Genomic DNA, 25,514 nt, shown 5'->3' on the forward strand with positions numbered 1-25,514 from the left:
ATCCCGGACGACCGTTCCCCACACAAAGAGGAGACCGCCATGACCACCACCCGCCGCCTTGTCACCCACAGCGCCCTCGGGGCCCTCGGTACGATCGCCTGTGCCGCCGCCGGCCTGCTGACTCCCGGCTTCGCCGCTGCCCAGGCCGATGCGCTGAAGATTGGCCTGATCCTGCCGATGACCGGCCCCTTTGCCTCCACCGGCCGGCAGATCGAGGCCGCCGCCAGGCTCTGGATGGCGCAGAACGGCGCCAAGGTCGCGGGCAAGACGGTCGAGCTGATCGTCAAGGACGACGCCGGCGTGGCCGACACCACCCGCCGCCTGGCCCAGGAGCTGGTGGTCAACGACAAGGTGGTGGCGCTGGCCGGCTTCGGCCTGACGCCGCTGGCGCTGGCCGCCGCGCCCGTGGCCACGCAGGGCAAGACCCCGCTGGTGGTGATGGCCGCGGCCACGTCCAGCATCACCGAGGCCAGCCCGTACATCATCCGCACCAGCTTCACGCTGCCGCAGGCCGCGATCGGCATCGCCGAGTGGGCGGCCAAGAACAAGATCAAGAAGGCCGTCACGATGGTGACCGACTACGGCCCGGGCATCGACGCCGAGAAGTTCTTCGTCGACCGCTTCCTGCTCAACGGCGGCACCGTGCCGGAGAAGCTGCGCACCCCGCTGCGCAGCCCGGACTTCGCCCCCGTGCTGCAGAAGGTGCGCGACGCGCAGCCGGACGCGGTGTTCGTCTTCCTGCCCTCGGGCCAGGGCGCAGCCTTCATGAAGCAGTTCGCCGAGCGCGGGCTCGACAAGGCCGGCATCAAGCTGATCGGCACCGGCGACGTGGTGGACGACGACATCCTGGCCGACATGGGCGACGTGGCGCTGGGCGTGGTCACCTCGCACCACTACTCGGCGGCGCACAAGTCGCCGGCCAACCAGAAGTACGTCGCGGCCTTCCAGGCCGCCAACCCGAAGATGCGCCCCAACTTCATGTCCGTGGGCGGCTACGACGGCATGCGCGTGATCTACAAGGCACTGGAGGCCACCAAGGGCGCCAGCGGCGAGGCGCTGCTCGCGGCGATGAAGGGCCAGATCTTCGAGAGCCCGCGCGGCCAGGTGCTGATCGACGCGCAGACCCGCGACATCGTGCAGGACATCTACATCCGCCGGGTCGAGAAGGTGAATGGTGCGCTCTACAACGTCGAGTTCGACGCGATGAAGGGCGTCAAGGATCCCGGAAAGAATCGTTGAGCGCCGCGTGCTGACGGGGGCCGACCGATGCTGACCCTGCTGTTCGACGGCATCGCCTACGGCATGCTGCTCTTCGTGCTGGCCCTGGGGCTGGCGGTGACGATGGGCCTGATGAACTTCATCAACCTGGCCCACGGCGCCTTCGCGATGGCCGGCGGCTACGTGCTGGTGCTGCTGATGCAGCGCGGCGGCTGGCCCTTCCTGGCGGCGCTGCCGGTCTGCTTCCTGGTGCCGGCGCTGCTCGGGGCGGCGCTGGAGCGCACGGTCTACCGGCCGATGTACCGCAAGCCGCACCTGGACCAGGTGCTGTTCAGCATCGGCCTGACCTTCATGGCGGTGGCGGCGGTGGACTTCGCGATGGGCTCGTCGCAGCAGAACCTGCAGCTGCCCGACTGGCTGCGCCAGCGCTGGGAGTTTGGCAGCGGCGCGGCCATGCTGGGCGTGGGCGCCTACCGGCTCTTCATCGTCGTGGTCTGCGTGGCGCTGGCGCTGGGGCTGCAGGCGCTGCTGACGCGCACGCGCTTCGGCAGCCGGTTGCGCGCGGCGGTGGACGACCCCACGGTGGCCGCCGGCCTGGGCATCCCCGTCAACCGGGTGTTCCTGCTCACCTTCGCGGTGGGCTCGGGGCTGGCCGGGCTGGGCGGCGCGCTGGGGGCGGACATCCTGGGGCTGGACCCGAGCTTCCCGCTCAAGTTCATGGTCTATTTCCTGATCGTCTGCGCGGTCGGAGGCACGCAGTCCATCACCGGGCCGCTGCTGGCCGCCCTGCTGCTGGGCATCGCCGACGTGTTCGGCAAGTACTACCTGCCCAAGCTGGGCGGCTTCATCGTCTACACGCTGATGATCGTGATCCTGCTCTGGCGCCCGCAGGGGCTGTTCACCCGGGAGGCGCGATGAGCGCGCGCCCGCCTGTCCTCCCTGCCGCACCGATGGATGCCGCTAACCTGGCCGCCACCCTGGCCACCCACAGCGCCCGGGTGATGCGCTGGAAGCCCTGGGAGCTCGCGGTCTGGGCGCTGATCTGGGCGGCGCCGTTTGCCGCACCGCAGCACGCCGCGCTGATCAACGAGATCGCCATCCTCGCGCTCTTCGCCATCTCGCTGGACCTGATCCTCGGCTACGCCGGCATCGTCTCGCTGGGCCACGCGGCCTTCTTCGGCGTCGGTGCCTACGCGGCGGCGCTGCTGGCCAAGCACCTGCACCCGGATCCGCTGCTCGGCCTGGCCTTCGGTGCCGCCGTGGGGGCGGTGCTGGGCGCGTTGACCAGCCCGATGATCGTGCGTGGCAGCGACCTGACGCGGCTGATGGTCACGATGGGCGTGGCACTCGTCCTGCTGGAGCTGGCCAACAAGTTCGACGGCCTCACTGGCGGCGCCGACGGACTGCAGGGCGTGGTCATGGGGCCGTTGCTCGGTGTCTTCGAGTTCGACCTCGCGGCGCGCACCGCCTCGGTCTACTCGCTGGCGGTGCTCTTCGTCGCCTTCGTCCTGCTGCGCCGGCTGGTGCACACGCCGTTTGGCATGTCGCTCAAGGCGCTGCGCGACAACCGCCTGCGCGTGGCCGCCATCGGCCTGTCGGTGCAGGGCCGCCTCGCGGTGGTCTACACGCTGGCCGCTGGGCTGGCGGGGGCCGCTGGCGCGCTGCTGGCGCAGACGACCGGCTTCGCCTCGCTGGACGTGCTGGAGTTCCACCGCAGCGCCGACGTGATGCTGGCGCTGGTGATCGGCGGCGCCGGCTGGCTCTGGGGCGGGCTGATCGGCGCGATCGCCTTCAAGCTGATGCACGACCTGATCTCCGCCATCACGCCGCAGTACTGGACCTTCTGGATCGGCCTGATCCTGGTGCTGCTGATGCTGGTCGGGCGCGAGCGGCTGTTCTCGCCGCGGCAGTGGTTCAAGCGGGGAGGCACGACATGAGCGATGTTGTCCTCCAGACCCACCACCTGGTGCGCCGCTTCGGCGGGCTGGTGGCCACGCACGACGTCAGCCTGAGCGTCGAGCGCGGCGCCCGCCATGCGCTGATCGGCCCCAACGGCGCGGGCAAGACCACGCTGATCAACCAGCTCACCGGCGTGCTGGCGCCCAGCGAAGGGCGCATCGAGCTGGCCGGGCAGGACATCACCGCGCTGCCGGCGCACCGCCGCGTCGCGCTGGGGCTGGTGCGCACCTTCCAGATCAACCAGCTCTGGCCCACCATGACGCCGCTGCAGAGCCTGGCGCTTGCGGTGTCGAGCCGCCTGGGGGCCTCGCGGCGCTGGTGGCAGGCGCTGGGCGCGGATGCCGCGGTGGCGCGCGAGTGCGAGGCGCTGCTGCGCCAGTTCCGCCTGGAGGACCACGCCGAGCGGGCCACCGCCGAGCTGCCCTACGGCAAGCGCCGGCTGCTGGAGATCGCCCTGGCCGTGGCGCTGCGCCCGCAGGTGCTGCTGCTCGACGAGCCGGCCGCCGGCGTGCCCGCGGGCGAGCGCCAGGACATCCTGGACACCATCGCCGCGCTGCCGGCCGACGTGGCGGTGCTGCTGATCGAACACGACATGGACCTGGTCTTCAGCTTCGCGCGCCGCATGACGGTGCTGGTCAACGGCGCGGTACTGACCGAGGGCACGCCCGAGCAGATCGCCGCCGATCCGCAGGTGCGCGCGGTCTACCTGGGTGAGTCGCTCACCGGGACCCGCCACGAAGCCCCGGCCCCCGTGGCGGCGACAGGAGCGGCCCATGGCTGAGGCACAGACCCTGCTGGAGGTGGACGGCCTGCGCTGCGGCTACGGCGAGGCCGTGGTGCTCAGCGAGGTCAGCTTCTCGCTCGCCGCTGGCCGCTCGCTGGCGCTGCTGGGGCGCAACGGCACCGGCAAGACCACGCTGATCAACACGCTGGTCGGCGCGGCGCGCCGGCACGCCGGGCGCATCACGCTGGCCGGGCGGGAGATCCACGGCCTGCCGTCCTGGGAGCGCGCTGCGGCCGGCATCGGCTGGGTACCTCAGGAGCGCAACATCTTCAAGTCGCTGACGGTGGAGGAGAACCTCACCGCCGTCGCCCGCCCGGGCCGTGGACCCGCGGCGTGGACGCCGCAGCGTGCCTTCGAGCTCTTCCCGCGCCTGGCCGAGCGGCGCCGCAACCTGGGCAACCAGCTCTCCGGCGGCGAGCAGCAGATGCTGGCCGTGGCCCGTGCGCTGGTGCTCAACCCGCGCCTGCTGCTGCTCGACGAACCGCTCGAAGGCCTGGCGCCCATCATCGTGGAGGAGCTGCTGCACGCCATCCGCCGCGTGGTGCGCGACGAGGGCCTGAGCGCCATCGTGGTCGAGCAGCACCCGGCGATGGTGCTGGCCATCACCGACGAGGCCATCGTGCTCGACCGCGGCGGCGTCGTGCTGCGCGCGGCCAGCCAGGCGCTGCTGGACGACCCGGCGCCGCTCGAGCCCTGGCTCGGCGTGGCCTCCCACGGGTGAGCGTTGTTCGCGTGACGCGCAGGCTGCGTCCTTCAGGCTGTGGGCAGGCCGGCCAGGAAGGTCCGCACCGCCAGCGTGAAGGCCACCGGCTGCTCGATCACGCTCTGGTGCGCGGCCTGCGCGAGCAGCAGGTACTGCGCGCCGGGGATCTGGCGGGCGATCGTCTCGGCCATCGCGGGCGGGGTGCCGGGGTCCTCGGCACCGGCGATCACCAGCGCCGGGCAGGTGATGGCCGGCAGTCGGTCGGTCAGGTCCAGCGCGCTGATGGCATGGCAGCAGCCGATGTAGCCAAGCGGGTCCTGGCTGACCACGCGGCGGCGCACGCGCGCCACCGTGGCGGCCTGCGCGGCGCGGAAGGACTCGGTGAACCAGCGCTGCATCGTGCCGTCGGCGATCGCCTCCAGCCCCTGCGCCTCGATGGTGGCGATGCGCTGGCGCCAGACCTCGCGCGCTTCGGCCGGGTAGCCCGAGCTGGTGTTGGCCAGCACCAGCGCGCGCACGCGCTCCGGGCGTCGCAGCGCCAGCAGCTGGCCGACCATGCCGCCCATCGACAGGCCGATGAAGACCACGGGCTCGCCCGCCGGCGCGGTGGCATCGATGACGCGGGCCGCGTCGTCGGCCAGCTCGTCCAGCGTGTAGGCCCCGGGCGGCGCTGCGCTGGCGCCGTGGCCGCGGTGGTCGTAGGAGATGACGCGGTGCTCGGTGGACAGGTCGGCCGCCAGACCGTCCCACATCATCCGGTCGCAGCCCAGCGCATGGCTGAGCACGATCGTCAGCGGCGCGGCTCCATCGTCGCGGTGCTGGCGTGGCTCCAGCACGCTGTAGGCGATGGCGGGATGGCCTGCGGTGCTGGTGGTGCGGCCCTCCCGGCCCGTGCCGGTGTGGACCGCCTCGGTCGCCGCACGCGGCGCCACCTGGGCGGCGAACAGCGCCGCATCGGGGTGGTCCGAGGCGCCCAGCTCGCGCAGCAGCTTGGCGGTGATCGCGTGCGCGGTGTTGGCCGCCGGCACGCCGGCGTAGATGGCGGTCTGGATCAGCGCCTCCTTGATCTCCTCGGGCGTCAGCCGGGTGGCGGCATCGCCACCGGCCAGCGAGGCGCGGCAGTGCAGCTCGAACTCCTCCCAGCGCCCCAGCGCGGTGGTGATCACCAGCACCAGCAGGCGGCGGGTCTTGAGCTCCAGCCCGGGGCGGCCCCAGACCTCGTGCCAGGCGTAGCGGGTGATGAAGGCCTGGAAGTCGGCACTGAAGGCGCTGGCGTTGCCGATCGAGCGGTCCACCCAGGCATCGCCCAGGATCTGCCGTCGGTTGCGCATGCCGCGCTCCAGGTCGTGATCGTATGGGGCCTGGGGCGCAGGGGATGAAGGCGTGTCAGGTGTCATGCGCGGATGCTGCCGCAGCCTCGGCGCTGGGTCCGGGCTGCCGGCTCGCCTCGCGTGGCATCTGTGCGCATAGCGCCCAAACGTTTGTATGACGAACATTCGCTCGCTAAGCTTGATCGATCCCAAATTCCGCAGCCGCCAAGTCGGCCCAACCGTCGCCCGTCATGGACAAAGAGGCTGACCTCCTTCCCCCCGGCCCTGTGCAGCGGGATGAACCGGCACTGGCTGTCGCCGACCTGCCGCCCGGCCACCCCGCCGAGCTGGCCGACGAGGGGCGCGCGCAGTCCCGCCGTGACCTGGTGGGCGGGCTGGAGAAGGGCCTGCTGGTCATCGAGGCCTTCGACCAGGAACGCGCCCGCCTGTCGATCAGCGAGGTGGCCCAGCGCGCCGGGCTGAGCCGGGCGGCGGCGCGGCGCTACCTGCTCACATTGGCCCACCTCGGCTACGTGGATCACGACGGCAAGGGCTTTGCGCTCAGCCCGCGGGTGCTGCGCCTGGGACAGTCCTACATGCATTCAGCCCGCCTGCCGCGGGTGCTTCAGCCCGAGTTGCAGCGGCTGGCCGCGGCGATGCAGGAGGCCACCTCGGCCGGTGTGCTCGACGATGCCGAGGTGGTGAGCCTGGCGGCGGCCACCGGCGGGCGGGTGGTGTCCACCACCCTGCAGCCGGGCCACCGCGTGCCGGCCTACTGCACCGCCAACGGCCGCGTGCTGCTGGCGATGGGGCCCGCCGAAGCGCTGGACGCCTGGCTGGAACGGCAGCAGGCCCGGCACGGCCTGCGCCCCCTCACGCCCCGCACGTTGACCCAGCCCGACGCCCTGCGCCAGGAGCTGGCGCGCGTGCGCAACCTGGGCTATGCCCTGGTGGACCAGGAGATGGAACTCGGCCTGCGCACCCTGGCGGTGCCGCTGCGCAACCACCGTGGCGAGGTGGTGGCCGCGCTCAACGTCAGCGCCATCGCGGCGCGCGTGTCGCTGGAGACGCTGCGCGAGCGCTTCCTGCCCATCCTGCTCGACGCCCAGCAGCGCCTGCGGCCCCTGCTGTAGCGGCTCCGGCAGTTGCTTCTCTCGACCCTCACGCCCATTGCCATGACCACTCCCATTCCGACCCGCACCCAGGTCGTCATCGTCGGCGCCGGCCCCGCCGGACTGCTGCTCGGCCAGTTGCTGGCCCGCGCCGGCATCGACAACGTCCTCCTCGAACAGCGCAGCGGCGAGTACGTGCTGGGCCGCATCCGTGCCGGCGTGCTGGAGCAGGTCTGCATCGACCTGCTCGACGAGGCCGGTGTCGGCGAGCGCATGCACCGCGAGGGGCTGGTGCACCACGGCATCGAGCTGGCCTTTGGCGGCGCGCGCCACCGCATCGACATGAGTGCACTCACTGGCGGCAAGACGGTGATGGTCTACGGCCAGACCGAGGTGACCCGCGACCTGATGGACGCCCGCAGCGCGGCTGCCCAGCCGACCGTCTACGAGGCCGCCGACGTGGCCATCCACGACTTCGACAGCGACCGCCCGCGTGTGAGCTACACGAAGGACGGTGTGCGCCACGAGATCGCCTGTGACTTCATCGCCGGCTGCGACGGCTTCCACGGCGTGTGCCGCGCCAGCGTGCCGGCCGAGCGCATCCAGCAGCACGAGCGCGTCTACCCCTTCGGCTGGCTGGGCATCCTGGCCGACGTGCCGCCGGTGGCCGACGAGCTGATCTATTCCAACCACGAGCGCGGCTTCGCGCTGTGCAGCATGCGCAGCAAGACGCGCGTGCGCCACTACGTGCAGTGCTCGCTGGACGACAAGGTCGAGGACTGGAGCGACGCGCGCTTCTGGGACGAGCTGCGCAGCCGGCTCGACCCCGCCGCCGCCGCGGCCCTGCAGACCGGCCCCTCGATCGAGAAGAGCATCGCGCCGCTGCGCAGCTTCGTGGCCGAGCCGATGCGCTTCGGCTCGCTCTTCCTGGCCGGCGACGCCGCCCACATCGTGCCGCCCACCGGCGCCAAGGGCCTGAACCTGGCGGCGGCCGACGTGCGCTACCTCAGCCGCGCCTTCATCGAGTTCTACGCGGACCGGAGCCGTGCGGGCATCGACGACTACTCCCGCAAGGCACTGCGCCGCGTCTGGAAGGCCGAGCGCTTCAGCTGGTACATGACCAGCCTGCTGCACAAGTTCCCGTCCGGCGCGGGCGACTCCGGCGCGGTGGGCCACCGCATGCAGACCGCCGAGCTGGACTGGCTGGTGCATTCCACCGCCGGCATGACGGCCCTGGCGGAGAACTACGTCGGCCTGCCCTTCGAAGACTGAGCTGCTGCTCCGGGCCGCCAGACGCGTGCGAGCTGCCGGGGGTGACCTCGGCATGCCCACGACATGACCGCTTGCACGGCCGGCTGAAGGGGGGCTGTGGCACGATCGGCCCCGCCGATGTCGTCTCCTCCGCCTGCCGTCCCATCCGCCACCGGGCCTGTCGTTGCCGAACCCGCCTGGCGCCGCCGCCTGAGGTGGCTGCTGGGCGATTGGGTCGACGAAGTCGACCGCCACAGCCTGCGCGCCGACCTCAGTGCCGGCCTGTTGGGCGCGCTGCTGGTGCTGCCACAGGGCATCGCCTTTGCCGCTCTGGCCGGGCTGCCGCCGCAGTACGGGCTGTATTCCGCGGTGCTGCCTGGCATCGTCGCGGCGCTGGCGGGCTCCAGCCGGCATGTGATGTCCGGCCCCACCAACGCCAACTCGCTGGCGCTGGCGTCGATGCTGGCACCCCTGGCGGCCACCGGGAGCCCGGCCTACATCGAGCTGGCGTTGGCCATCACGGTGCTGGTCGGCCTGATGCAACTGGCGGTCGGATCACTGCGCCTGGGTGCGGTGGCCAACTTCATCTCCCCCGCCGCATTGCTCGGTTTCACCAGCGGTGCAGCGCTGCTGATCGCGATCTACGCGCTGCGCGACGGCCTGGAGGCCGGGGTGCCCTCCGGGCTCGGCGCCATCGGCACCGCCGTGCAGCTGGCTCAGCACATCACCCAGGCCCAGCCGGCTGCCGTGGCGGTGGCACTGACCGCCTGCTTTGGCGCGGTGCTGGTGCGCTGGCTGTGGCCGCGCCCGCCGCACATGCTGATCGGACTGGTGGCGGCCAGCCTGCTCGGCTACGGGCTGCGTCGCAGCGGCGCGCCACTGACCGTCACCGGCGAACTTCCTGCGGTGCTGCCGGCCTGGCACCTGCCCCAGGTGGACTGGAGCCACCTGCCCGAGTTGCTGAACAAGGCGCTGGCGCTGTCGGTCATCGCGCTGGGTCAGTCGCTGTCGATCGCCAAGGTACTGGCGGCACGCTCCGGCCAGCGGCTGGACGTCAACCGCGAGTTTCGGGGCCAGGGGCTGTCGAACGTCGTCGGCGGGCTGTTCTCCTGTTACCTGTCCTGCGGCTCGTTGAATCGCTCGCTGCCCAACCTGCAGGCGGGCGCACGCACACCGCTGGCCGCCGTCTCTTCCTCGCTCTGGCTGCTGCTGGGGGTGGCGGTGCTGGCCGTGCCGTTGGCGCACATCCCGCGGGCTGCCATCGCTGGCCTGTTGCTGCTGGTGGCCTGGGGCCTGATCGACACCGCCCAGTGGCTGCACGTGGTGCGCAGCGATCGCAGCGAATATGCCGTGGCGCTGACCACCCTGTTCGCCACGCTCACGCTGCGGCTCGAAAGCGCCATCCTGCTGGGCACCAGCCTGGCGCTGCTGCTGCACCTGTACCGCAGCGCCCGGCCGGCAATGCGGCTGATGGGCTTCGACCGGGGCGATCCGGAACGCCGCCTCGTCGTGCTGGCCGACAGCCCCGCCGCGCTGCCTCCCTGCCCGCAGTTGCAGCTGCTGCGCATGGAGGGCTCGATCTACTTCGGTGCTGCCTCGCATGTGAACGACCAGCTGCACGCGCTGCGCGCTGCGGCCGACACGCCGCGCCACCTGCTGGTGATGGCCAAGAGCATGAACTCGATCGACCTGGCCGGGCTCGCCGTCTGGGAGGACGAACTGCGCGAGCGCCGCGCCCGTGGCGGCGACCTGTACTTCCACCGCCCGCGCTCGCAGGTGGTCGAGATCTGGCAGCGCAGCGGCTTTCTCGACCGCCTGGGCGCCGACCACGTCTTTCCGGACAAGCGCCGCGCCCTGGCCGCGATTCACCGCCGGCTCGACCCGGCGGTCTGCGCCACCTGCCAGATCAAGCTGTTCTGGGAGTGCCAGAGCGACGATCCGGCCGCGTCGATTTGACGGTCGTGGCTCGCCGCGCTCGGCGGCGGATCAGATCCGCCAGCCCAGCAGCAGGCCCACGCGCTGCGAGCCCGCTCGTGCCGACTCGCTGTCCCAGTAGGTGCCGAAGTTCGGCGCACGCAGCAGCTTGCCCTCGAAGCCCATGTGGAAGCCGCCCCGGCCCACCGGCCACATCACGCCGGCGCGGGCATACCAGCCCTCGCTGTGGTCGACCTCCGAGCCCCAGTGCCGGCGCAGCTTGGCGTAGCCGCCGCCCACCCACATCCGCCCGCTGCCCACCGGCCACTCGCTGCGCAGGCCGGCGGTGACCTCGTTGTCCTCGCCGCCGAAGAGCGGGAAGAGCTTGGCCTCGTAGCCCACCTCGGGCTGGATCCACCAGCCGGCCGGCAGGTAGGCGACGTTGACGCCCAGCGCCAGCAGCCGGTCGCCATCGCGCTGCACCGCGCGGCCGACGGTGAGGTCGATGCCGATGTCGCTGTCGTTGCCCTGGGCCGCCGCCGGGGCACCGACGGCAAGGCCCAGCGCTGTGCACAGGGCGAGGGAAGCAAGACGGGTGCGCCGCATGGTGAAAGCTCCAGGCCGTGACGGAAATCACAGCCTATCATCCCTGGCCGGTCACAGGACCGCCTGCTGCCCGCCCGGCCCTGCCGCCGGGCTGACCAAGGTCAGACCTTGGTCAGACGTTGAACAGGAAGTTCAGCACGTCGCCGTCCTTGACGACGTATTCCTTGCCTTCGGCGCGCATCTTGCCGGCGTCTTTGGCCCCCTGCTCGCCACCGAACTTGATGAAGTCCTCGTAGGCGATGGTCTGGGCGCGGATGAAGCCGCGCTCGAAGTCGGTGTGGATCACGCCCGCGGCCTGTGGCGCGGTGTCGCCGATGTGGATGGTCCAGGCGCGCACTTCCTTCACCCCGGCGGTGAAGTAGGTCTGCAGGCCCAGCAGCTTGAAGGCGGCGCGGATCAGGCGGTTCAGGCCCGGCTCGTCCTGGCCCATCTCGGCCAGGAACATCGTGCGGTCCTCGTCGCTCATCTCGGCCAGCTCGGCCTCGGTCTTGGCGCAGATCGCCACCACCGGGGCGTTCTGCTTCGCGGCGAACTCCTTCAGGCGGTCGAGGAAGGGGTTGTTCTCGAACCCGGTCTCGTCCACGTTGCCGACGAACATCGCCGGCTTGGCGGTGATCAGGCACAGCGGCTTGAGCAGCACCTGCTCTTCCTTGCTGAAGTCGACCGAGCGCACCGGCTGGGCCTGGTCCAGCGCGGCCTGGCACTTCTCCAGCACCTTGACCAGCGCGGCGGCTTCCTTGTCGTTGCCCGAGCGCGCGGCCTTGAGCGAGCGCTGCAGCGTCTTCTCCACCGTGCCCAGGTCGGCCAGGCAGAGTTCGGTCTGGATCACCTCGATGTCGGCGATCGGGTCCACGCGGCCGGCGACGTGGATGACGTTCTCGTCCTCGAAGCAGCGCACCACGTTGACGATCGCGTCGGTCTCGCGGATGTGGCTGAGGAACTGGTTGCCCAGGCCTTCACCCTTGCTCGCGCCCGCCACCAGGCCGGCGATGTCCACGAACTCGACGATGGCCGGCAGGATGCGCTCGGGCTGGACGATCTCGGCCAGCTTGTCCAGGCGCGGATCGGGCACCTCCACCACGCCGACGTTGGGCTCGATGGTGCAGAAGGGGTAGTTCTCGGCGGCGATGCCGGCCTTGGTCAGGGCGTTGAAGAGGGTGGACTTGCCGACATTGGGCAGGCCCACGATGCCGCACTTGAGGCTCATGGTGGGGTACTCGGAAAAACGGGGCGGGTACGGGGGGCGGGGCGGGTCGGCGCCGCAGGGCAGGCCGCTGTGCCGGGCAGGAAGCCCTGGATTGTAGGTGGCCGGCCTGCCGGGCTGCCGGGGCGGTGGCGGTGCGCTGCCTACAATCCGCCGCCATGAGTCCTGCCTTCGATCCCGCTTCCGGTGCTGCCGTGCACGAGGTGTGCATCCATGGCGCCGGCGCCGTGGGTGCCAGTCTGGCGCTGGCCCTGTCGCGCCGCGGCATCCCGGTGGCGCTGGTGGATGCCAGCCTGTCCCGCCCTGCCGCCGGGGAATCCGCCCGCGAGGACGTGCGCGCCTATGCGCTCAACAACGGCTCGGTGCAGCTGCTCAAGGCGCTGCGCGTCTGGGACGCGCTGCCCGCCGATGCCCGCACGCCCGTGCTGGAGATGGCGGTGGCGGGCGATGCCGGCGGCGCGATCGGCTTTTCCGCCTGGCAGCAGGCGGTGACCGAGCTGGCCTGGATCGTCGATGCGGGCGCGCTCGACCGGGTGCTGGCCGAGGCGCTGCGCTACGCGCCGCATGTGCACCGGGTCGCCGCGCCGGTGGCCGCGCCGCTGCAGGCCATCTGCGAAGGCCGTGCCTCCGCCACCCGCGCCGCGCTGGGCGTGGCCTTTGACCAGCAGCCCTACCACCACACCGCGGTGGCGGCGCGGCTCGTCAGCGACCAGCCGCACCACGGCGTGGCGCGGCAGTGGTTCCAGCAGCCGGGCATCCTCGGGCTGCTGCCCTTCGACCGCCCGCAGGCCGGCCACGGCTACGGGCTGGTCTGGTCGCTGCCGCAGGAAGAGGCCCACCGCTGGCTGGCCGCCGAGCCGGCCGAATTCGAGGCCGCACTGAATGAAGCCACCGGCGGCGCGGCCGGGCGGCTGACGCTGGCCTCGGCGCGCGCGGGCTGGCCGCTGGTCACCGGCCGGGCCGAGCGCTGGAGTGGCGAGGGCTGGGTGCTGCTGGGCGACGCGGCCCATGCGATGCACCCGCTCGCCGGCCAGGGCCTGAACCTCGGCCTGGCCGACGTGGCCTGCCTGGCGCCGCTGCTGGCCGACGCGCGGGCGCGCCGCCCCTGGCGCAGCCTGGGCGATGCCCGCACGCTGCGCGAGTACGTGCGTGAGCGCGCCGCGCCGACGCTGGCGATGTCCGGCCTGGTCGACGGCCTGTGGCAGCTTTTCTCGCGCGAGGAGGCCCCGCTGAAGGAACTCCGCAACCGCGGCATGAGTCTGGTGGATCAGCTGCCGCCGCTCAAGCGCTGGCTGACCCGGCAGGCGCTGCACGGCTGAGCCGGCGCCCCACGCCCGACCCGATCCGACCCCGGCCCCCGCCCAGTCCCTTCTCCCGCCCGATCCCAGGAACCCCCGATGAAGCCCTCCCTCCTGTCCCGATCCCTGCTCGCTGCGGGGGCGTTGGCGGCCCTGGCGATCGGCGCCGTGCGCGCCGACGAGGCCGACATCCGCAAAACCCTGGCCGAGCGCTACCCGAACCTGCCCAAGGTCGACGAGATCCGCCCGGCGCCGGTCAGCGGCCTGTGGGAGCTGCGCTTCGGCACCGAGCTGATGTACAGCGACGCCAAGGGCAACTACCTGATCCAGGGCGCGATCATCGACACCGCGGCCAAGCGCAACCTCACCGAGGAGCGCATCGAAAAACTCAGCGCGATCGATTTCGGCAGCCTGCCGCTGAAGGACGCCATCGTCTGGAAGACCGGCAGCGGCAAGCGCCGCATCGCCGTGTTCGCCGACCCGAACTGTGGCTACTGCAAGAAGTTCGAGCGCGACCTGCAGGCGGTCAAGGACCTGACCGTCTACACCTTCCTGATCCCCATCCTGGGTGGCGACTCGCCCGAGAAGTCCAAGGCCATCTGGTGCGCCAAGGACAGCACCGCCGCCTGGCGCAACTGGATGATCGAAGGCACCAGCCCGCCGCGGGTGATGGGCCAGTGCGACAGCGCCGCGCTGGAGCGCAACCTCAACCTCTCGCGCAAGCACCGCGTCAACGGCACGCCGGCCATCGTGTTCGAGGACGGCAGCCGCGCGCCGGGCGCACTGTCGCCGGCCGAGATCGAGAAGCGCCTGGCCGCGCCGGCCAAGTCCTGACGCAGCCGTCGGCCCCGACGTGAAGAAGCCCGGCTCGGCCGGGCTTCTTCGTTTCCAGTGTTTCCAGCAGGGCGACGAGGCGCCCCGGGGTTCAGCGGTGCGTGAAGTTCGGCGCCCGCTTTTCCAGGAAGGCGCCCATGCCTTCCTTCTGGTCGGCGCTGGAGAACAGCGCGTGGAAGAGCCGTCGCTCGAACAGCAGGCCTTCGGCCAGCGGGGACTCGTAGGCGCGGTTGATGCTCTCCTTGGTGGCCATCAGCGCCAGCAGCGAGTAGCCGCACATCGCCTGGGCGGCCTTGGCCGCTTCGGCGTGCAGTTCGGCAGCCGGCACCACGCGCGAGACCAGGCCGGCACGCTCGGCCTCGGCGGCGTCCATCATGCGGCCGGTCAGGGCCAGGTCCATGGCCTTGCTCTTGCCCACCGCGCGCGGCAGGCGCTGCGTGCCACCCGCGCCGGGGATGATGCCCAGCTTGATCTCGGGCTGGCCGAACTTCGCATTGTCGGCCGCCAGGATCATGTCGCAGGCCATCGCCACTTCGCAGCCGCCGCCCAGCGCGAAGCCGCTGACTGCGGCGATCACCGGCTTGCGCACCTGACGGATGGTGTCCCAGTTGCGCGAGATCAGGCCCCGGCGGTAGGCGTCGGGGAAGTTGAACGGGTTCATCATCGCGATGTCGGCGCCGGCCGCGAAGGCCTTCTCGCTGCCGGTGACGACGATGCAGGCGACGCCCTCGTCGGCGTCAAGGGCCAGCAGGGCGGCGCCCAGCTCGTCCATCAGCGCGTCGTTGAGCGCGTTCAGCGCCTTGGGGCGGTTCAGGGTGATCCAGCCGTAGCGCAGCGGCCCTTCGCCGCGGGTCTCGACCAGGATGTTCTCGTAGGCAGTGCTCATCGTTGAAGGTCCTCGCTCGTGCTGCTGCAGTGTAGCGACGGGGAGACTATACGAGCGCCCCGGGGTCGGCACCGTCGGCCGCGGGACATGGGTTATTCCCTAGTGCTGTGCTCGGTTTGTCGATGGGCCGCCACGGTGGGACTGGGATTTGCGCGAAATGTCGCGTGCGCGCATCACTTCGGCGGGTGCGGGCTGACCTGGGTCAAGTCGCCGGCCGCGTGAACCGTCGCTCTGGCGCGACTTGCGTTTCCGCAAGATGACAAAAGGCCCGCAGCGGTGCAATGCATGCCAGACCCGGACACATCGACCGGGCTCCCACCTACCCCATTGGAGTTGTCCATGAAGAAGCTCAGTCTTGCTCTGCTCGCCCTGGCCGCCGCTGCCGTTGCTCCCGCCGTGAACGCCCAGGCCGCTGGCGATCTGGTGGTGCGTGCTCGCGCTGTCTACATCGATCCGGCCGACAAGGACACCATTCCGGGAGCGGAAGTTTCCGTGAGCACGAAGACGATTCCGGAAGTCGATTTCACGTATTTCGTCGCTCAGAATGTCGCCCTGGAACTGATCCTGACCTATCCACAAAAGCACGATGTCAAGATCAATGGTGCCAAGGCCGGTACGCTGAAGCACCTGCCGCCGACCCTGACGGCTCAGTATCACTTTGCGGGCATGGGTGCCTTCAAGCCCTACGTCGGTGCTGGTCTGAACTACACCCGCTTCTCGAATGTTGAACTTGGTGGCCTCGAAGTCGACAAGAACAGCTTCGGTCTGGCGGTTCAGGCTGGCTTGGACTTCGCATTGGACAAGAAGCTGTCGCTGAACGTCGACGTGAAGAAAGTGCAGATCCGTACTGACGTGAGCGCTGGTGGCGCCACCCTGGGCACCGTCAAGGTCGATCCGTGGCTGTTCGGCGTGGGCGTTGGCTACAAGTTCTGATCGCCTGATCCCAGGTTTTCCGAGGTTTCCGAGGAGGGGGCCGCCGCTCGTGTGAGCGGTGCTGCACCAGGGCCGGCCGCAACAACGGGGGTTGTTGCGGCCGGTTTTCTTTTGTGGCGGCGACAACCCCCCCGCGCCATTGACGCAGGGGGCTGATGGACGCTCAGGCGTCGTTCTGCCAGAACACGCCGTCCTCGGTCAGCATCGCGTCCAGCGGCACGTCGTGCGGCTCGGCTTCGAGCCAGGGGATGTAGCCGTGGCCGAAGCCGATGCCGGCGGTGTAGGGCATGGGATTGAGCGTGGCCAGGGTGCGGTCGTAGAAGCCGCCACCATAGCCCAGGCGGATGCCGCGCGCGCCGAAGCCAACGCAGGGTGCCAGCAGCAGCTGCGGGTGGAACTCCTCCGTGTCCTTGGGCTTGAGGATGCCGAAGGCGTCCTCCTCCATCGGGCAGCCGGGGTACCAGACGTGGAAGCGCAGCTGCTTGGTCTTGCGGTCCATCACCGGCAGGCCGATGCGCCGCTCGGGGTCGGCCTCGCTCCAGCGGTACAGCGCGGGCAGGGCGTCGAACTCGCCCTTGATGGCCCAGTAGGCGCCGATGGTCTTCTCCGGCCGCGAGAGCAGCCACACGCGCAGCACCTCCTGCAGGTAGACGCTGCGCTGGTGGCGGTCGCTCATCGCCTGTCGCTCGGCCTGCAGCTGGCGGCGCAGGGTGAGCTTGTCACGGGGCGGCTCGGGCAGTTTGAAACCGGTCAGGCTCATGGCAGTCAGGCGAGGGCAGGGCGAATGGCTGCCGATTGTGCGGGCCGGGCCTCGCCGGGGCAAACCTGCCGGGGCCGAAAACCGCCGGGTGTTGTGCTGCGTGAAGGAATGCACAAGAAAAAACGGGCGATGCCCTGGGGCACCGCCCGTGCAAGAAAGGCGGCACAGATGCCAGCCTATCGATCAACGGGGGGGCAGCGAACCCGGCGGGCGGGTGTTGCTCACAGGGAACTCAGATCTTCGGCGTGGCCGGGCGGTCGTCCTGCGCCAGCCGGGCCTGGCGTGCGGCACGCTGGCTGGTGATGACCACCGGCTCCAGCACTGTCACGCCAGCCTGCGCAACGGCTTGCGTGGCGGCGCCGGGAGCCGGGTTTGCGCCCGAGGCGCTGCGCCCGAACTCGCCGGCCAGCGGCAGCAGGCACAGCGCCGTGGCCATGGCGGCGAGCGTGGCGGCGAAGGCGCGGTCGTTGCGGCGGTTGGCGTTCAGGTGGGCGTTCATGTGGGGCTCCGGGGGTTTCTTGTGGCGATGGAGGCACTGTAGGCAGCCGGGTCGGGCGGGCCCAGCCGATTGCGACGAACGCGGTTCTGCGCCGATGAACGGCGTCCTGGGCGGATGAATGCACGCGTCGGGTGACACGCTGCAACCCCTTCGGCGCCGCACGGCCCGGCAACTGCGCTACAACCTGGGGATCCACCCGCCGTGTGAGCGGTGGGCGCCTCGATCCGGGTGCCTGCCGCCACCGGGCTTGCCGAGTTGAAGAACGACCACAACGATGACTGTGATGAACCTGATCCGGCTGCGCGCAGGGAGCGCGGCGATGCTCCTGCTGACCTCCCTCGGCCCCGCCTGGGCCCAGGCCACCGGCCCCGACGCGGGGCAGGACACGTCGCGCGCCGGCACACCGGCCGCCTCCGCACCTGTGCCTGTGCCCATGGCCGCACCTGTGGCGGCACCCACGACCGCGCCCTCACCTGTGCTGGCTGGCCTGGACGCCCGCGTGGTCGATGCCCAGGACGCCTGGCGTAGACGAGACCGTGCCCGCCTGGTCGAGCAGCGCGACGTGCTGGCCGCGGCGCGCCACCCGCTGGCCGCCTGGGCGGACTACTGGGAGCTGAACCACCGCCTGAACGAGGCCCGCCAGGAGGAGCTGGAGGCCTTCTGGGCGCGCTGGCCCGGCACCTATGTGGAAGATCGCCTGCGCAACGACTGGCTGCTCGAACTCGGCCGGCGGCGCGACTGGGCCCACTTTGCCGCCGAGTTCCCGCGCTTCAAGCTCAACGACGACCGCGAGGTCACCTGCTACCAGCTGCTGCAGCGCCACCAGGCCGGCGAGGATGTGCGCAGCAGCGCGCGCAGCACCTGGTACGCCCAGCGCGATGCCGACGATGGCTGTGCCTACCTGGCCGCCACGCTGCTGGAGGCCAAGCGCTTCACGCCGGCCGACGTCTGGCAGCGTGCCCGCCAGGCCGCCGAGGCGGGCCGCCCGCGCGTGTTGAAGCAGGCGGTGGCGCTGCTGCAGGCGGAGGCGCCGGCGGACAAGATCGTCACCGAGGCCTACGAACAGCCGCAGCGCTTCCTGGCCAAGAAGGCCTCGGCGGCGACCCGCCCCGCGGCCGAGCTGACCCTGATCGCGCTGGTGCGCCTGGCCAGCAGCGACCCGGCCGCCGCCGCCCAGGCGCTGCAGGAACGCTGGCAGGCCGCGCTGCCGCCCGAGGCCGCCGCCTGGGCCTGGTCGGCCGTGGCCAAGCAGGCGGCGTGGAAGCTGCTGCCCGAGGCGGACGGGTGGTTCCAGCAGGCCGCGGCGCTCTCAGCCCCGGGCCAGAGCGGCCGGGCGATGGAATGGAGCGACGACACGCTGGCCTGGCGCGCCCGCGCGGCCCTGCGCAGCAGCACCGACGCGCAGCGCTGGCGCCGCCTGCTCGACGCCGTGCAGGCGATGAGCGCGGCGCAGCAGGCCGACCCCACCTGGATCTACTGGAAGGCCCGCGCGCTGCAGGCCACCGCCGAGGCCGGCCCCGAGGGCGATGCCCGGCGCGTGGGCGCGCAGGTGCTGCTGGAGCGCATCGCCGGCCAGTACCACTTCTACGGCAAGCTGGCGGCCGAGGAGCTCGGTCGCACCCAGGTGCTGCCGGCCCGGCCGGCACCGCTGAGCGCCGCCGAGCGCCAGCGCGCCGAGCAGGACCCGGGCCTGAGCCGCGCGCTGATGCTGATCGCCCTGGGCCTGCGCAACGAGGGCGTGCGCGAGTGGAACTTCAGCCTGCGCGAGCTGAGCGACCGCGAGCTGCTCGCCGCTGCGCAGCGGGCCTGCGACCGGGAGATCTGGGATCGCTGCATCAACACCAGCGAGCGCACCCGCGGCGAGATCGACATGGCGCAGCGCTTCCCGACGCCCTTCCGTGCCGACGTGCTGGCGGCGGCTCAGGACCGTGGCGTCGAGCCGGCCTATGTCTACGGGCTGATCCGGCAGGAGTCGCGCTTCGTCACCGATGCGCGTTCGTCGGTCGGCGCCTCCGGGCTGATGCAGGTGATGCCGGCCACCGCGAAATGGACCGCCAAGCGCCTGGGTGTGCCCTTCACGCAGGAGATGATCACCGACAAGATGACCAACCTGCGCATCGGCACCGCCTACCTGAAGTTCGTGCTGGACGACTTCGGCGGCTCGCAGGCGCTGGCCGCCGCGGCCTACAACGCCGGGCCGAACCGCTCGCGGCGCTGGCGCGAGGGGCCGGTGCTGGAGGTGGCGGCCTGGGCCGAGAACATCCCCTTCAACGAGACGCGTGACTACGTCAAGAAGGTGCTCTCCAACGCCAGCTACTACGCCGCGCTGATGGGTGGCCGGACCGCCGTGCAGCTGCGCCCGCGCGTGGCCGTGCCGATCGGCCCGCGGGCCCCCGATGCGCCGGCCGAGAACAAGGACCTGCCCTGACCCCGGGATCGAATGTGGACGTGATGGCGATGCAGACCTACCTCGTGGGCGGCGCGGTGCGTGACGAGCTGCTGGGCCGCCCGGCCGGGGACCGGGACTGGGTGGTGGTGGGCGCCACGCCCGAGCAGATGGTGGCGGCCGGCTACCAGCCGGTGGGGCGCGACTTCCCGGTCTTCCTGCACCCTCGCACGCACGAGGAGTACGCGCTCGCGCGCACCGAGCGCAAGACCGCGAAGGGCTACCACGGCTTCGTCTTCCAGACCGGCGAGGGCGTGACGCTGGAGGACGATCTGGCGCGGCGTGACCTGACCATCAACGCGATGGCGCGCGACGAGGCGGGCCGGCTCGTCGACCCCTGGGGCGGCGCGCGCGACCTGGCCGACCAGCGCCTGCGCCACGTCGGCGAGGCCTTTGCCGAGGACCCGGTGCGCATCCTGCGGCTGGCGCGCTTCGCGGCGCGCTGGCCGGAGTTCCACGTCGCCCACGAGACGATGGCGCTGTGCCGCCACATGGTGGCGATGGGCGAGGCCGACGCGCTGGTGCCCGAGCGTGTCTGGCAGGAGCTCTCGCGCGGGCTGCTGGAGCCCCGGCCCTCGCGCATGATCGAGGTGCTGCGCGAGTGCGGCGCGCTGGCGCGCCTGCTGCCCGAGGTGGAGGCGCTGTTCGGCGTGCCGCAGCGGGCCGACTACCACCCCGAGATCGACACCGGCGTGCACACGCTGATGGTGATCGACATGGCGGCGCAGCTTCAGACGGCGTTGCCGGTGCGCTGGGCTGCGTTGGTGCACGACCTGGGCAAGGCCACCACGCCCGCGCACGTGCTGCCGCGCCACATCGGCCACGAGCAGCGCAGCCTGGACCTGCTCGGCCCGCTGTCGCAGCGCCTGCGTGTGCCGGTGGACTGCCAGGGCTTGGCCGAGCTGGTGGCGCGCGAGCACAGCCACGTGCACCGCTGCGAGGGCATTGGCGCGGCGGCGCAGGTGCGCCTGCTGGACCGCTGCGACGCCTGGCGCCGGCCGGAGCGCTTCGAGCAGATGCTGCAGGCCTGCGAGTGCGACGCCCGCGGCCGCCTGGGCTTTGCCGATCAGCCCTATCCGCAGGCCGAATTTCTGCGCGCGGCCTTTGCCGCGGCCCGCAGCGTCGACACCGCGGCGATTGCAGCGGCGGTGATGGCCCGTGGCCAGCGGGGCCCGGCCATTGGCCAGGCTCTGCACGCCGCGCGCAGCGAGGCGGTGGCTGCGGCCGCAGCCGAGTTCAGAGCCAGCGACCGATCAGCGTCGCGATCAGGCTGATCAGCACCGCCGAGCCGAACGGGAAGTACCACTCCCGCCCGCCGACGCGGAAGCTGAAGTCGCCGGGCAGCCGGCCCAGGCCGATCTTCTCCAGCCAGCCGCGCAGGCCGTTGAACACCACGAAGGCGGCCAGGGTGATCAGCAGCCAGCGCATGGAGCTCGGCTCAGAGCGTGTGGCACCGATCGCCCTGCGCGAAGCCGATCGGCTCGAAGTCGCTGCCCGGCGCGCCCAGGGCCAGCACCTTGAACAGCTCGCCCATCTCGTGCTCGGTGACCAGCTTCATCGCCATCGCGCGTTCGCGCAGGTCGGCCACCTGCAGGTCGTCCATCAGGCCGCAGTTGAAGAGGAAGCGCGCCTGGCTGGTGTAGCCCAGCACCGGCAGGCCGGCGTCCTGGGCGGCCAGCGCCATCGCGGTGAAGTCCACGTGGGCGGTCAGGTCCTTGAGGCCCACGGCCACGAGCGGATCGGCGTCGGCCTGGTGGCCACGGTGGCACATCAGCGTGCCGCCGGTGCGCTGCGGGTGGTAGAACTCGTGCTCCGGGAAGCCGTAGTCGATGAAGAAGGCCGCGCCGCGCCGCAGCCGCTGCGCCAGCGTGCGGATGAATCCCGCGGCGATGCGCGGCAGCTCGGTCACGGTGCCGGGCACGAAGGGGCCTTCGACCGGCAGGCGCAGCTCGGTGGGGCGGTCGGCCCAGGCGAACGATCCGTCCGCACCCACCGTCACGCCGCGCTCGAACCAGTGCTCGCCGTCCCAGTGCAGCAGCGCCACCGGCATCGCATCGAGCACTTCGTTGCCGACCACCACGCCCTCGACCGCCGCGGGCAGTTCACTGACCCAGCGCAGCCGGCCGGCCAGTGCGGGCGCGCGCTCGGCCACCGTGCGGGCCTGGCGCTCGCGCAGGCTGCCGGAGAGGTCGACGATGGTGTAGCGCTCGGGCGCGCAGCCCAGCTCGTCGAGCGTCGTCAGTAGCTGAGCCGCCAGTGCGCCGGTGCCGGCGCCGAACTCCCAGACCTCGCTGGTGCCGGTGTCGCGCAGCGCCTGCGCCACCTGGCGTGCCAGCGCGCGACCGAACAGCGGCGACATCTCCGGCGCGGTGACGAAGTCGCCGCCACTGCCGTCGGCGCGCGGCATCAGGCCGAACTGCTGGTCGCCGCGGCTGTAGTAGCCCAGCCCGGGGGCGTAGAGCGCCAGCTCCATGAAGCGCTCGAAGCCGAGCCAGCCGCCGCCGGCCGCGATCTCCCTGCGGATGAGCGGGGACAGCACATCCGCCGGCGCTGGGGCGCTGGCTACACTGGCGGATTGCTCTTGAGACGCTTGATGGATTGCCTGTTGGTTCACCCGCCGATTGTAGGGAGCCCCCTGTCTTGACCCCCACCGCCGACCGTCCTGCCGACTGTCCCGCCGATCCTTCTGCGCAACCCGCTTCGCCCGCCCTGCGCCCGTGCACCCTGGTGACCGGCGCGGCCAGGCGCGTGGGCCGCGAGATCGCGCTCGAACTGGCCCGCGCCGGCCACGACATCGCCCTGCATCACCGCGGCGCCCAGGCCGAGGCCGAGGCCACCGCGGCCGAGCTGCGTGCCTTCGGTGGCGACGTCGAGCTGTTCCAGGCCGACCTGGCCGACGAGGCGGCCTGCCGCGACCTGGTGCCGCGGGTGCTGGCCTGGTCCGGGCGGCTGGATGCGGTGGTGAACAACGCTGCCACCTTCGAGTACGACGATGCGGCCAGCTTCGGCCATGCCGCGATGGAGCGCCACTGGCGCGCCAACACCGCGCCGGCGGTGCTGCTGGCGCAGGCGCTGCACCAGCACCTGGCCGAGTGGGGCAGCGAGGGCTGCGTGGTCAACCTGCTGGACCAGAAGCTCGCCAACCTCAACCCGGACTACTTCTCCTACACGCTGTCCAAGGCCGCCCTGCAGTCCGCCACCCAGATGCTGGCGCTGGCGCTGGCGCCGCGCCTGCGCGTGGTGGGTGTGTCGCCGGGCGTGACGCTGGCCTCCGGCCCGATGACCGAGGCCGAGTTCGCCGCCGCCCGCCGCCTGACGCCGCTGGGCCGCTCCTCCACGCCCCGCGACATCGCCCGCGCGGTGCGCTTCGCGCTCGAATCGCCGGCGCTGACCGGCACGATACTGGTGGTCGACGGAGGCCAGCACCTGCTCGGCCAACCGCGCGATGTGCTTTACCTGGTGCAGGCGGGCGGCGGCGCCGTGCCGGTGGCCTGACCCCGACCCCGACCCTGATTCCGGCCCCGGCCCCTCTGCCCCCACGCCACCTGAAAGAAGTTCCGCCATGCTCAGCCTGCTCGCCCATCCCTCGCTGAGGGACTGCCGCCGCCTCTTTCTGCGCAACTACGAGGTGTGGATCAACATCGGCGTGCACGACTTCGAGAAGCGTGGCGAGCAGCGCGTGCTGATCAACGTGGACCTCTACGTCGCGCTGGCCGAGACCACCCCGGCCAAGGACCAGCTCGACGAGGTGGTCGACTACGACTTCATGCGTCGCAGCATCGCCGAGCGCGTGTCGCACGGCCACATCCACCTGCAGGAGACGCTGTGCGACGATGTCGCCGCGCTGATGCTGACCCACCCCAAGGTGCGTGCGGTGCGCGTGTCCACCGAGAAGCCCGACGTCTACCCGGACTGCGAGAGCGTCGGCGTGGAAGTCTTCCAGATCAAGCCGGCCGCCTGAGCCGGACTGCCCTCACTCTGCTCTCACACCGCCCCGAAGTGCCCGAGATGAACGCGATCAACGAGTCCCTCGCCCCTGTGGCCGATCCCGCTGCCGAGCCGGTCGCCGACAAGGTCGCTGCCCGCAAAGCCGCCCACGAGATCAACAAGCTCAGCAAGCGCCTGCACCGCCAGGTCGGCGAAGCCATCACCGACTTCAACATGATCGAGGAGGGCGACCGTGTGATGGTCTGCCTCTCCGGCGGCAAGGACAGCTACGGCCTGCTCGACATCCTGCTGGGCCTGCAGCAGCGCGCGCCGATCCAGTTCTCCATCGTCGCGGTCAATCTCGACCAGAAGCAGCCGGGCTTTCCGGCGCACATCCTGCCCGAGTACCTGCAGGGCCGCGGTGTCGAGTTCCACATCGAGAACCAGGACACCTACAGCATCGTCAAGCGCCTGATCCCCGAGGGCAACACGATGTGCAGCCTGTGCTCGCGCCTGCGCCGGGGCATCCTGTACCGGGTGGCCGACGAGCTCCGGGCCACCAAGATCGCGCTGGGCCACCACCGCGACGACTTCCTGGGCACCGTCTTCCTGAACATGTTCTTCGGCGGGCGTCTCAAGGGCATGCCGCCCAAGCTGGTGAGCGACGACGGCCGCCACACGGTGATCCGCCCGCTGGCCTACGTGGCCGAGACCGACCTGGAGCGCTGGGCGGCGCACCGGCAGTTCCCGATCATTCCCTGCAGCCTGTGCGGCAGCCAGGAGAACCTGCAGCGCGTGCAGATGAAGCAGATGCTGCGCGACTGGGACCAGAAGCACCCGGGGCGCATCGACAACATGCACCGCGCCTTCTCCCACCTGGTGCCTTCGCACCTCATGGACCGGAACCTCTACCCCTTCACGACGATCCGACCCACCGGGGTGGCTGATCCGGCCGGCGACCACGCCTTCGACGAGGAGGAGGAGGACGAGAACTGCGCCCCCTTGCCTGGCGGCGAGGCCGCCGAGCTGCCTGCCGAGGCGCCGATCGCCTTCATGCCGCGCCGCTGACGGCGGCGGCGCGCTCTTTCGGCTGCCGCCGGTTTCTCTCCGTTTCCGGGTTTCCAGGAGTTGCCATGACTGACACCGCTGCGCTGCCTTCCCCCACCGATCGGCCGGAGTCCACGGCCCCCGGCCTGCTGCGCCGGCGCACCCTGGGCGCGGGGGCGCTCGCTGCTGTGCTGATGGCGCTGGGCGGCTGTGCGGCGATGAACCAGATCACCGTGGACGTTGCCAGCTTCGGCACCTGGCCCGCCGGCCGGGCGCCGGGCAGCTTTGCCTTCGAACGCCTGCTGTCGCAGGCCCAGGGCAGCGTCGAGCAGCTGCGGCTGGAGGCCGCGGCGCGTGCGGCACTGGGCCGCGCGGGCTTCCAGCCGGCGGCGAGTGCGGTGGTGGCCGACGTGCTGGTGCAGGTCGGTGCCCGCGAGGGGCGCATCGTGGACCCCTGGACGGACTTCAACTGGGGCTGGCGCGTCGGCGGCTGGCGCGGCTTCGGGCCGGCCTGGCCGCACCGCGGTGGCAGCTTCGGCTGGTCGATCGGCGGCGCCTGGCCGGTGGACGCCACGCGCGACTACCGCGAGGTGGCGCTGCAGCTGCTCGACCGGGCCACCCGGCAGCCGCTGGTCGAGGTGCATGTGCGCTACGAGGCCCGCATGGTGAGCGACAACGTGCTGCCGGCGCTGTACGAGGCGGCCCTGCAGGGCTTCCCGAACCTGCCGGCCGGCGAGCGCCGTGTTACCGTGGCACTCACACCGGCTCCCACTCCCACTCCCGAGGCCGCTCCCGCCGCCAGTCCGGCGGCGTCGAAGTGACG

25 protein-coding genes are annotated in these 25,514 nt (G+C 71.3%); 17 read left to right on the forward strand and 8 right to left on the reverse strand.

What is annotated here, in order from left to right; all coding sequences use genetic code 11:
• Window positions 1–39: 39 nt before the first annotated feature.
• Genes NGK70_RS03675 through NGK70_RS03695 form a run of 5 tightly spaced genes read left to right on the forward strand, consistent with a single transcriptional unit; the run spans window position 40 to window position 4,682 of the window.
• Window positions 40–1,239 (forward strand): ABC transporter substrate-binding protein, encoded by a 1,200-nt coding sequence (locus NGK70_RS03675; RefSeq protein ID WP_251972023.1) that lies wholly within the window; start codon window positions 40–42, stop codon window positions 1,237–1,239.
• 27 nt (window positions 1,240–1,266) lie between these two features.
• Window positions 1,267–2,136, forward strand: coding sequence for a branched-chain amino acid ABC transporter permease (locus tag NGK70_RS03680; RefSeq protein ID WP_251972024.1), 870 nt, complete (start codon window positions 1,267–1,269; stop codon window positions 2,134–2,136).
• A 32-nt stretch (window positions 2,137–2,168) separates the two neighbouring features.
• Entirely contained in the window at window positions 2,169–3,155 is a 987-nt protein-coding gene (locus tag NGK70_RS03685; protein ID WP_251972025.1) for a branched-chain amino acid ABC transporter permease, read from the forward strand.
• Window positions 3,152–3,958, forward strand: a complete 807-nt coding sequence (locus NGK70_RS03690; RefSeq protein ID WP_251972026.1) for an ABC transporter ATP-binding protein — start codon at window positions 3,152–3,154, stop codon at window positions 3,956–3,958. The genes NGK70_RS03685 and NGK70_RS03690 overlap by 4 nt, the downstream gene beginning before the upstream one ends.
• A complete protein-coding gene (locus NGK70_RS03695; protein WP_251972027.1) occupies window positions 3,951–4,682 on the forward strand; it encodes an ABC transporter ATP-binding protein in 732 nt (243 codons plus the stop codon). The genes NGK70_RS03690 and NGK70_RS03695 overlap by 8 nt, the downstream gene beginning before the upstream one ends.
• Before the next feature lie 32 nt (window positions 4,683–4,714).
• On the opposite strand, the gene pcaCD is transcribed toward NGK70_RS03695, so the two are convergent.
• On the reverse strand, window positions 4,715–6,061 hold the full coding sequence (gene pcaCD, locus NGK70_RS03700) for a bifunctional 4-carboxymuconolactone decarboxylase/3-oxoadipate enol-lactonase PcaCD (protein ID WP_487391327.1): 1,347 nt from the start codon (window positions 6,059–6,061) through the stop codon (window positions 4,715–4,717).
• A gap of 164 nt (window positions 6,062–6,225) precedes the next feature.
• Between pcaCD and NGK70_RS03705 the strand changes: the two genes are divergently transcribed.
• From NGK70_RS03705 to NGK70_RS03715, 3 genes are all read left to right on the forward strand, one after another.
• Entirely contained in the window at window positions 6,226–7,107 is an 882-nt protein-coding gene (locus NGK70_RS03705) for an IclR family transcriptional regulator domain-containing protein (RefSeq protein ID WP_251972029.1), read from the forward strand.
• 42 nt (window positions 7,108–7,149) lie between these two features.
• On the forward strand, window positions 7,150–8,358 hold the full coding sequence (pobA, locus tag NGK70_RS03710) for a 4-hydroxybenzoate 3-monooxygenase (RefSeq protein ID WP_251972030.1): 1,209 nt from the start codon (window positions 7,150–7,152) through the stop codon (window positions 8,356–8,358).
• A gap of 117 nt (window positions 8,359–8,475) precedes the next feature.
• Window positions 8,476–10,293 carry a SulP family inorganic anion transporter gene (locus NGK70_RS03715; RefSeq protein WP_251972031.1) on the forward strand — a complete coding sequence of 606 codons (1,818 nt, stop codon included), beginning with the start codon at window positions 8,476–8,478 and terminating at the stop codon, window positions 10,291–10,293.
• A gap of 30 nt (window positions 10,294–10,323) precedes the next feature.
• Here the strand turns inward: NGK70_RS03715 and NGK70_RS03720 are convergent, their stop codons facing one another.
• Window positions 10,324–10,857, reverse strand: coding sequence for a hypothetical protein (locus NGK70_RS03720; RefSeq protein ID WP_251972032.1), 534 nt, complete (start codon window positions 10,855–10,857; stop codon window positions 10,324–10,326).
• 112 nt (window positions 10,858–10,969) lie between these two features.
• Window positions 10,970–12,064 carry a redox-regulated ATPase YchF gene (gene ychF / locus NGK70_RS03725; protein ID WP_251972033.1) on the reverse strand — a complete coding sequence of 365 codons (1,095 nt, stop codon included), beginning with the start codon at window positions 12,062–12,064 and terminating at the stop codon, window positions 10,970–10,972.
• A 155-nt stretch (window positions 12,065–12,219) separates the two neighbouring features.
• Between ychF and NGK70_RS03730 the strand changes: the two genes are divergently transcribed.
• Both NGK70_RS03730 and NGK70_RS03735 read left to right on the forward strand, forming a co-directional pair.
• Window positions 12,220–13,380: an FAD-dependent monooxygenase gene (locus NGK70_RS03730; RefSeq protein ID WP_251972034.1), complete on the forward strand. Its 1,161-nt coding sequence runs from the start codon at window positions 12,220–12,222 to the stop codon at window positions 13,378–13,380.
• A gap of 78 nt (window positions 13,381–13,458) precedes the next feature.
• Window positions 13,459–14,193: a DsbC family protein gene (locus NGK70_RS03735; RefSeq protein ID WP_251972035.1), complete on the forward strand. Its 735-nt coding sequence runs from the start codon at window positions 13,459–13,461 to the stop codon at window positions 14,191–14,193.
• A 91-nt stretch (window positions 14,194–14,284) separates the two neighbouring features.
• Here NGK70_RS03735 and NGK70_RS03740 read toward each other — a convergent pair whose 3' ends face one another.
• Window positions 14,285–15,079, reverse strand: coding sequence for an enoyl-CoA hydratase (locus NGK70_RS03740; RefSeq protein ID WP_251972036.1), 795 nt, complete (start codon window positions 15,077–15,079; stop codon window positions 14,285–14,287).
• Between the two features lie 339 nt (window positions 15,080–15,418).
• Between NGK70_RS03740 and NGK70_RS03745 the strand changes: the two genes are divergently transcribed.
• Complete coding sequence (locus NGK70_RS03745) at window positions 15,419–16,012, forward strand: OmpW/AlkL family protein (RefSeq protein ID WP_251972037.1); 594 nt, start codon at window positions 15,419–15,421, stop codon at window positions 16,010–16,012.
• A gap of 163 nt (window positions 16,013–16,175) precedes the next feature.
• On the opposite strand, the gene NGK70_RS03750 is transcribed toward NGK70_RS03745, so the two are convergent.
• Window positions 16,176–16,772, reverse strand: coding sequence for a 5-formyltetrahydrofolate cyclo-ligase (locus NGK70_RS03750; protein ID WP_251972038.1), 597 nt, complete (start codon window positions 16,770–16,772; stop codon window positions 16,176–16,178).
• Between the two features lie 232 nt (window positions 16,773–17,004).
• Window positions 17,005–17,271 carry a hypothetical protein gene (locus tag NGK70_RS03755; RefSeq protein WP_251972039.1) on the reverse strand — a complete coding sequence of 89 codons (267 nt, stop codon included), beginning with the start codon at window positions 17,269–17,271 and terminating at the stop codon, window positions 17,005–17,007.
• A gap of 433 nt (window positions 17,272–17,704) precedes the next feature.
• On the opposite strand from NGK70_RS03755, the gene NGK70_RS03760 reads away from it, so the two are divergent.
• A complete protein-coding gene (locus NGK70_RS03760) occupies window positions 17,705–19,699 on the forward strand; it encodes a lytic transglycosylase domain-containing protein (RefSeq protein ID WP_428985601.1) in 1,995 nt (664 codons plus the stop codon).
• Between the two features lie 29 nt (window positions 19,700–19,728).
• Complete coding sequence (locus NGK70_RS03765) at window positions 19,729–20,991, forward strand: multifunctional CCA addition/repair protein (RefSeq protein ID WP_251972041.1); 1,263 nt, start codon at window positions 19,729–19,731, stop codon at window positions 20,989–20,991.
• Here the strand turns inward: NGK70_RS03765 and NGK70_RS03770 are convergent.
• Both NGK70_RS03770 and NGK70_RS03775 read right to left on the reverse strand, forming a co-directional pair.
• Window positions 20,954–21,145, reverse strand: a complete 192-nt coding sequence (locus NGK70_RS03770) for a DUF2905 domain-containing protein (protein ID WP_251972042.1) — start codon at window positions 21,143–21,145, stop codon at window positions 20,954–20,956. The two genes, NGK70_RS03765 and NGK70_RS03770, sit on opposite strands and share 38 nt — an antisense overlap.
• Before the next feature lie 10 nt (window positions 21,146–21,155).
• A complete protein-coding gene (locus NGK70_RS03775) occupies window positions 21,156–22,253 on the reverse strand; it encodes a class I SAM-dependent methyltransferase (RefSeq protein ID WP_428985602.1) in 1,098 nt (365 codons plus the stop codon).
• Window positions 22,254–22,357: 104 nt separating this feature from the next.
• On the opposite strand from NGK70_RS03775, the gene NGK70_RS03780 reads away from it, so the two are divergent.
• The 4 genes from NGK70_RS03780 to NGK70_RS03795 all read left to right on the forward strand — a co-directional run bounded on the left by NGK70_RS03780 (window position 22,358) and on the right by NGK70_RS03795 (window position 25,512).
• The gene (locus tag NGK70_RS03780; RefSeq protein ID WP_428985569.1) at window positions 22,358–23,212 is read left to right on the forward strand and encodes an SDR family oxidoreductase; all 855 of its coding nucleotides are present in this window, start codon (window positions 22,358–22,360) and stop codon (window positions 23,210–23,212) included.
• Window positions 23,213–23,279: 67 nt separating this feature from the next.
• Window positions 23,280–23,678, forward strand: coding sequence for a dihydroneopterin aldolase (locus NGK70_RS03785; protein WP_251972044.1), 399 nt, complete (start codon window positions 23,280–23,282; stop codon window positions 23,676–23,678).
• A gap of 47 nt (window positions 23,679–23,725) precedes the next feature.
• The gene (ttcA, locus tag NGK70_RS03790) at window positions 23,726–24,712 is read left to right on the forward strand and encodes a tRNA 2-thiocytidine(32) synthetase TtcA (RefSeq protein ID WP_251972045.1); all 987 of its coding nucleotides are present in this window, start codon (window positions 23,726–23,728) and stop codon (window positions 24,710–24,712) included.
• A 65-nt stretch (window positions 24,713–24,777) separates the two neighbouring features.
• The gene (locus NGK70_RS03795; protein ID WP_251972046.1) at window positions 24,778–25,512 is read left to right on the forward strand and encodes a DUF4136 domain-containing protein; all 735 of its coding nucleotides are present in this window, start codon (window positions 24,778–24,780) and stop codon (window positions 25,510–25,512) included.
• The last annotated feature ends 2 nt before the right edge of the window (window positions 25,513–25,514 follow it).

The sequence above is a fragment of the Sphaerotilus microaerophilus genome (assembly GCF_023734135.1).
GTDB classification, from domain to species: Bacteria; Pseudomonadota; Gammaproteobacteria; order Burkholderiales; family Burkholderiaceae_C; genus Sphaerotilus; species Sphaerotilus microaerophilus.

What these genes read in the sequence shown, in the direction of transcription:
- NGK70_RS03675 (WP_251972023.1), top strand. Translation starts at nt 40, where the DNA reads ATGACCACCACCCGCCGCCTTGTCACCCACAGCGCCCTCGGGGCCCTC.
- NGK70_RS03680 (WP_251972024.1), top strand. Translation starts at nt 1,267, where the DNA reads ATGCTGACCCTGCTGTTCGACGGCATCGCCTACGGCATGCTGCTCTTC.
- NGK70_RS03685 (WP_251972025.1), top strand. Translation starts at nt 2,169, where the DNA reads ATGGATGCCGCTAACCTGGCCGCCACCCTGGCCACCCACAGCGCCCGG.
- NGK70_RS03690 (WP_251972026.1), top strand. Translation starts at nt 3,152, where the DNA reads ATGAGCGATGTTGTCCTCCAGACCCACCACCTGGTGCGCCGCTTCGGC.
- NGK70_RS03695 (WP_251972027.1), top strand. Translation starts at nt 3,951, where the DNA reads ATGGCTGAGGCACAGACCCTGCTGGAGGTGGACGGCCTGCGCTGCGGC.
- pcaCD (WP_487391327.1), bottom strand. Translation starts at nt 6,061, where the DNA reads ATGACACCTGACACGCCTTCATCCCCTGCGCCCCAGGCCCCATACGAT.
- NGK70_RS03705 (WP_251972029.1), top strand. Translation starts at nt 6,226, where the DNA reads ATGGACAAAGAGGCTGACCTCCTTCCCCCCGGCCCTGTGCAGCGGGAT.
- pobA (WP_251972030.1), top strand. Translation starts at nt 7,150, where the DNA reads ATGACCACTCCCATTCCGACCCGCACCCAGGTCGTCATCGTCGGCGCC.
- NGK70_RS03715 (WP_251972031.1), top strand. Translation starts at nt 8,476, where the DNA reads ATGTCGTCTCCTCCGCCTGCCGTCCCATCCGCCACCGGGCCTGTCGTT.
- NGK70_RS03720 (WP_251972032.1), bottom strand. Translation starts at nt 10,857, where the DNA reads ATGCGGCGCACCCGTCTTGCTTCCCTCGCCCTGTGCACAGCGCTGGGC.
- ychF (WP_251972033.1), bottom strand. Translation starts at nt 12,064, where the DNA reads ATGAGCCTCAAGTGCGGCATCGTGGGCCTGCCCAATGTCGGCAAGTCC.
- NGK70_RS03730 (WP_251972034.1), top strand. Translation starts at nt 12,220, where the DNA reads ATGAGTCCTGCCTTCGATCCCGCTTCCGGTGCTGCCGTGCACGAGGTG.
- NGK70_RS03735 (WP_251972035.1), top strand. Translation starts at nt 13,459, where the DNA reads ATGAAGCCCTCCCTCCTGTCCCGATCCCTGCTCGCTGCGGGGGCGTTG.
- NGK70_RS03740 (WP_251972036.1), bottom strand. Translation starts at nt 15,079, where the DNA reads ATGAGCACTGCCTACGAGAACATCCTGGTCGAGACCCGCGGCGAAGGG.
- NGK70_RS03745 (WP_251972037.1), top strand. Translation starts at nt 15,419, where the DNA reads ATGAAGAAGCTCAGTCTTGCTCTGCTCGCCCTGGCCGCCGCTGCCGTT.
- NGK70_RS03750 (WP_251972038.1), bottom strand. Translation starts at nt 16,772, where the DNA reads ATGAGCCTGACCGGTTTCAAACTGCCCGAGCCGCCCCGTGACAAGCTC.
- NGK70_RS03755 (WP_251972039.1), bottom strand. Translation starts at nt 17,271, where the DNA reads ATGAACGCCCACCTGAACGCCAACCGCCGCAACGACCGCGCCTTCGCC.
- NGK70_RS03760 (WP_428985601.1), top strand. Translation starts at nt 17,705, where the DNA reads ATGGCCGCACCTGTGGCGGCACCCACGACCGCGCCCTCACCTGTGCTG.
- NGK70_RS03765 (WP_251972041.1), top strand. Translation starts at nt 19,729, where the DNA reads ATGCAGACCTACCTCGTGGGCGGCGCGGTGCGTGACGAGCTGCTGGGC.
- NGK70_RS03770 (WP_251972042.1), bottom strand. Translation starts at nt 21,145, where the DNA reads ATGCGCTGGCTGCTGATCACCCTGGCCGCCTTCGTGGTGTTCAACGGC.
- NGK70_RS03785 (WP_251972044.1), top strand. Translation starts at nt 23,280, where the DNA reads ATGCTCAGCCTGCTCGCCCATCCCTCGCTGAGGGACTGCCGCCGCCTC.
- ttcA (WP_251972045.1), top strand. Translation starts at nt 23,726, where the DNA reads ATGAACGCGATCAACGAGTCCCTCGCCCCTGTGGCCGATCCCGCTGCC.
- NGK70_RS03795 (WP_251972046.1), top strand. Translation starts at nt 24,778, where the DNA reads ATGACTGACACCGCTGCGCTGCCTTCCCCCACCGATCGGCCGGAGTCC.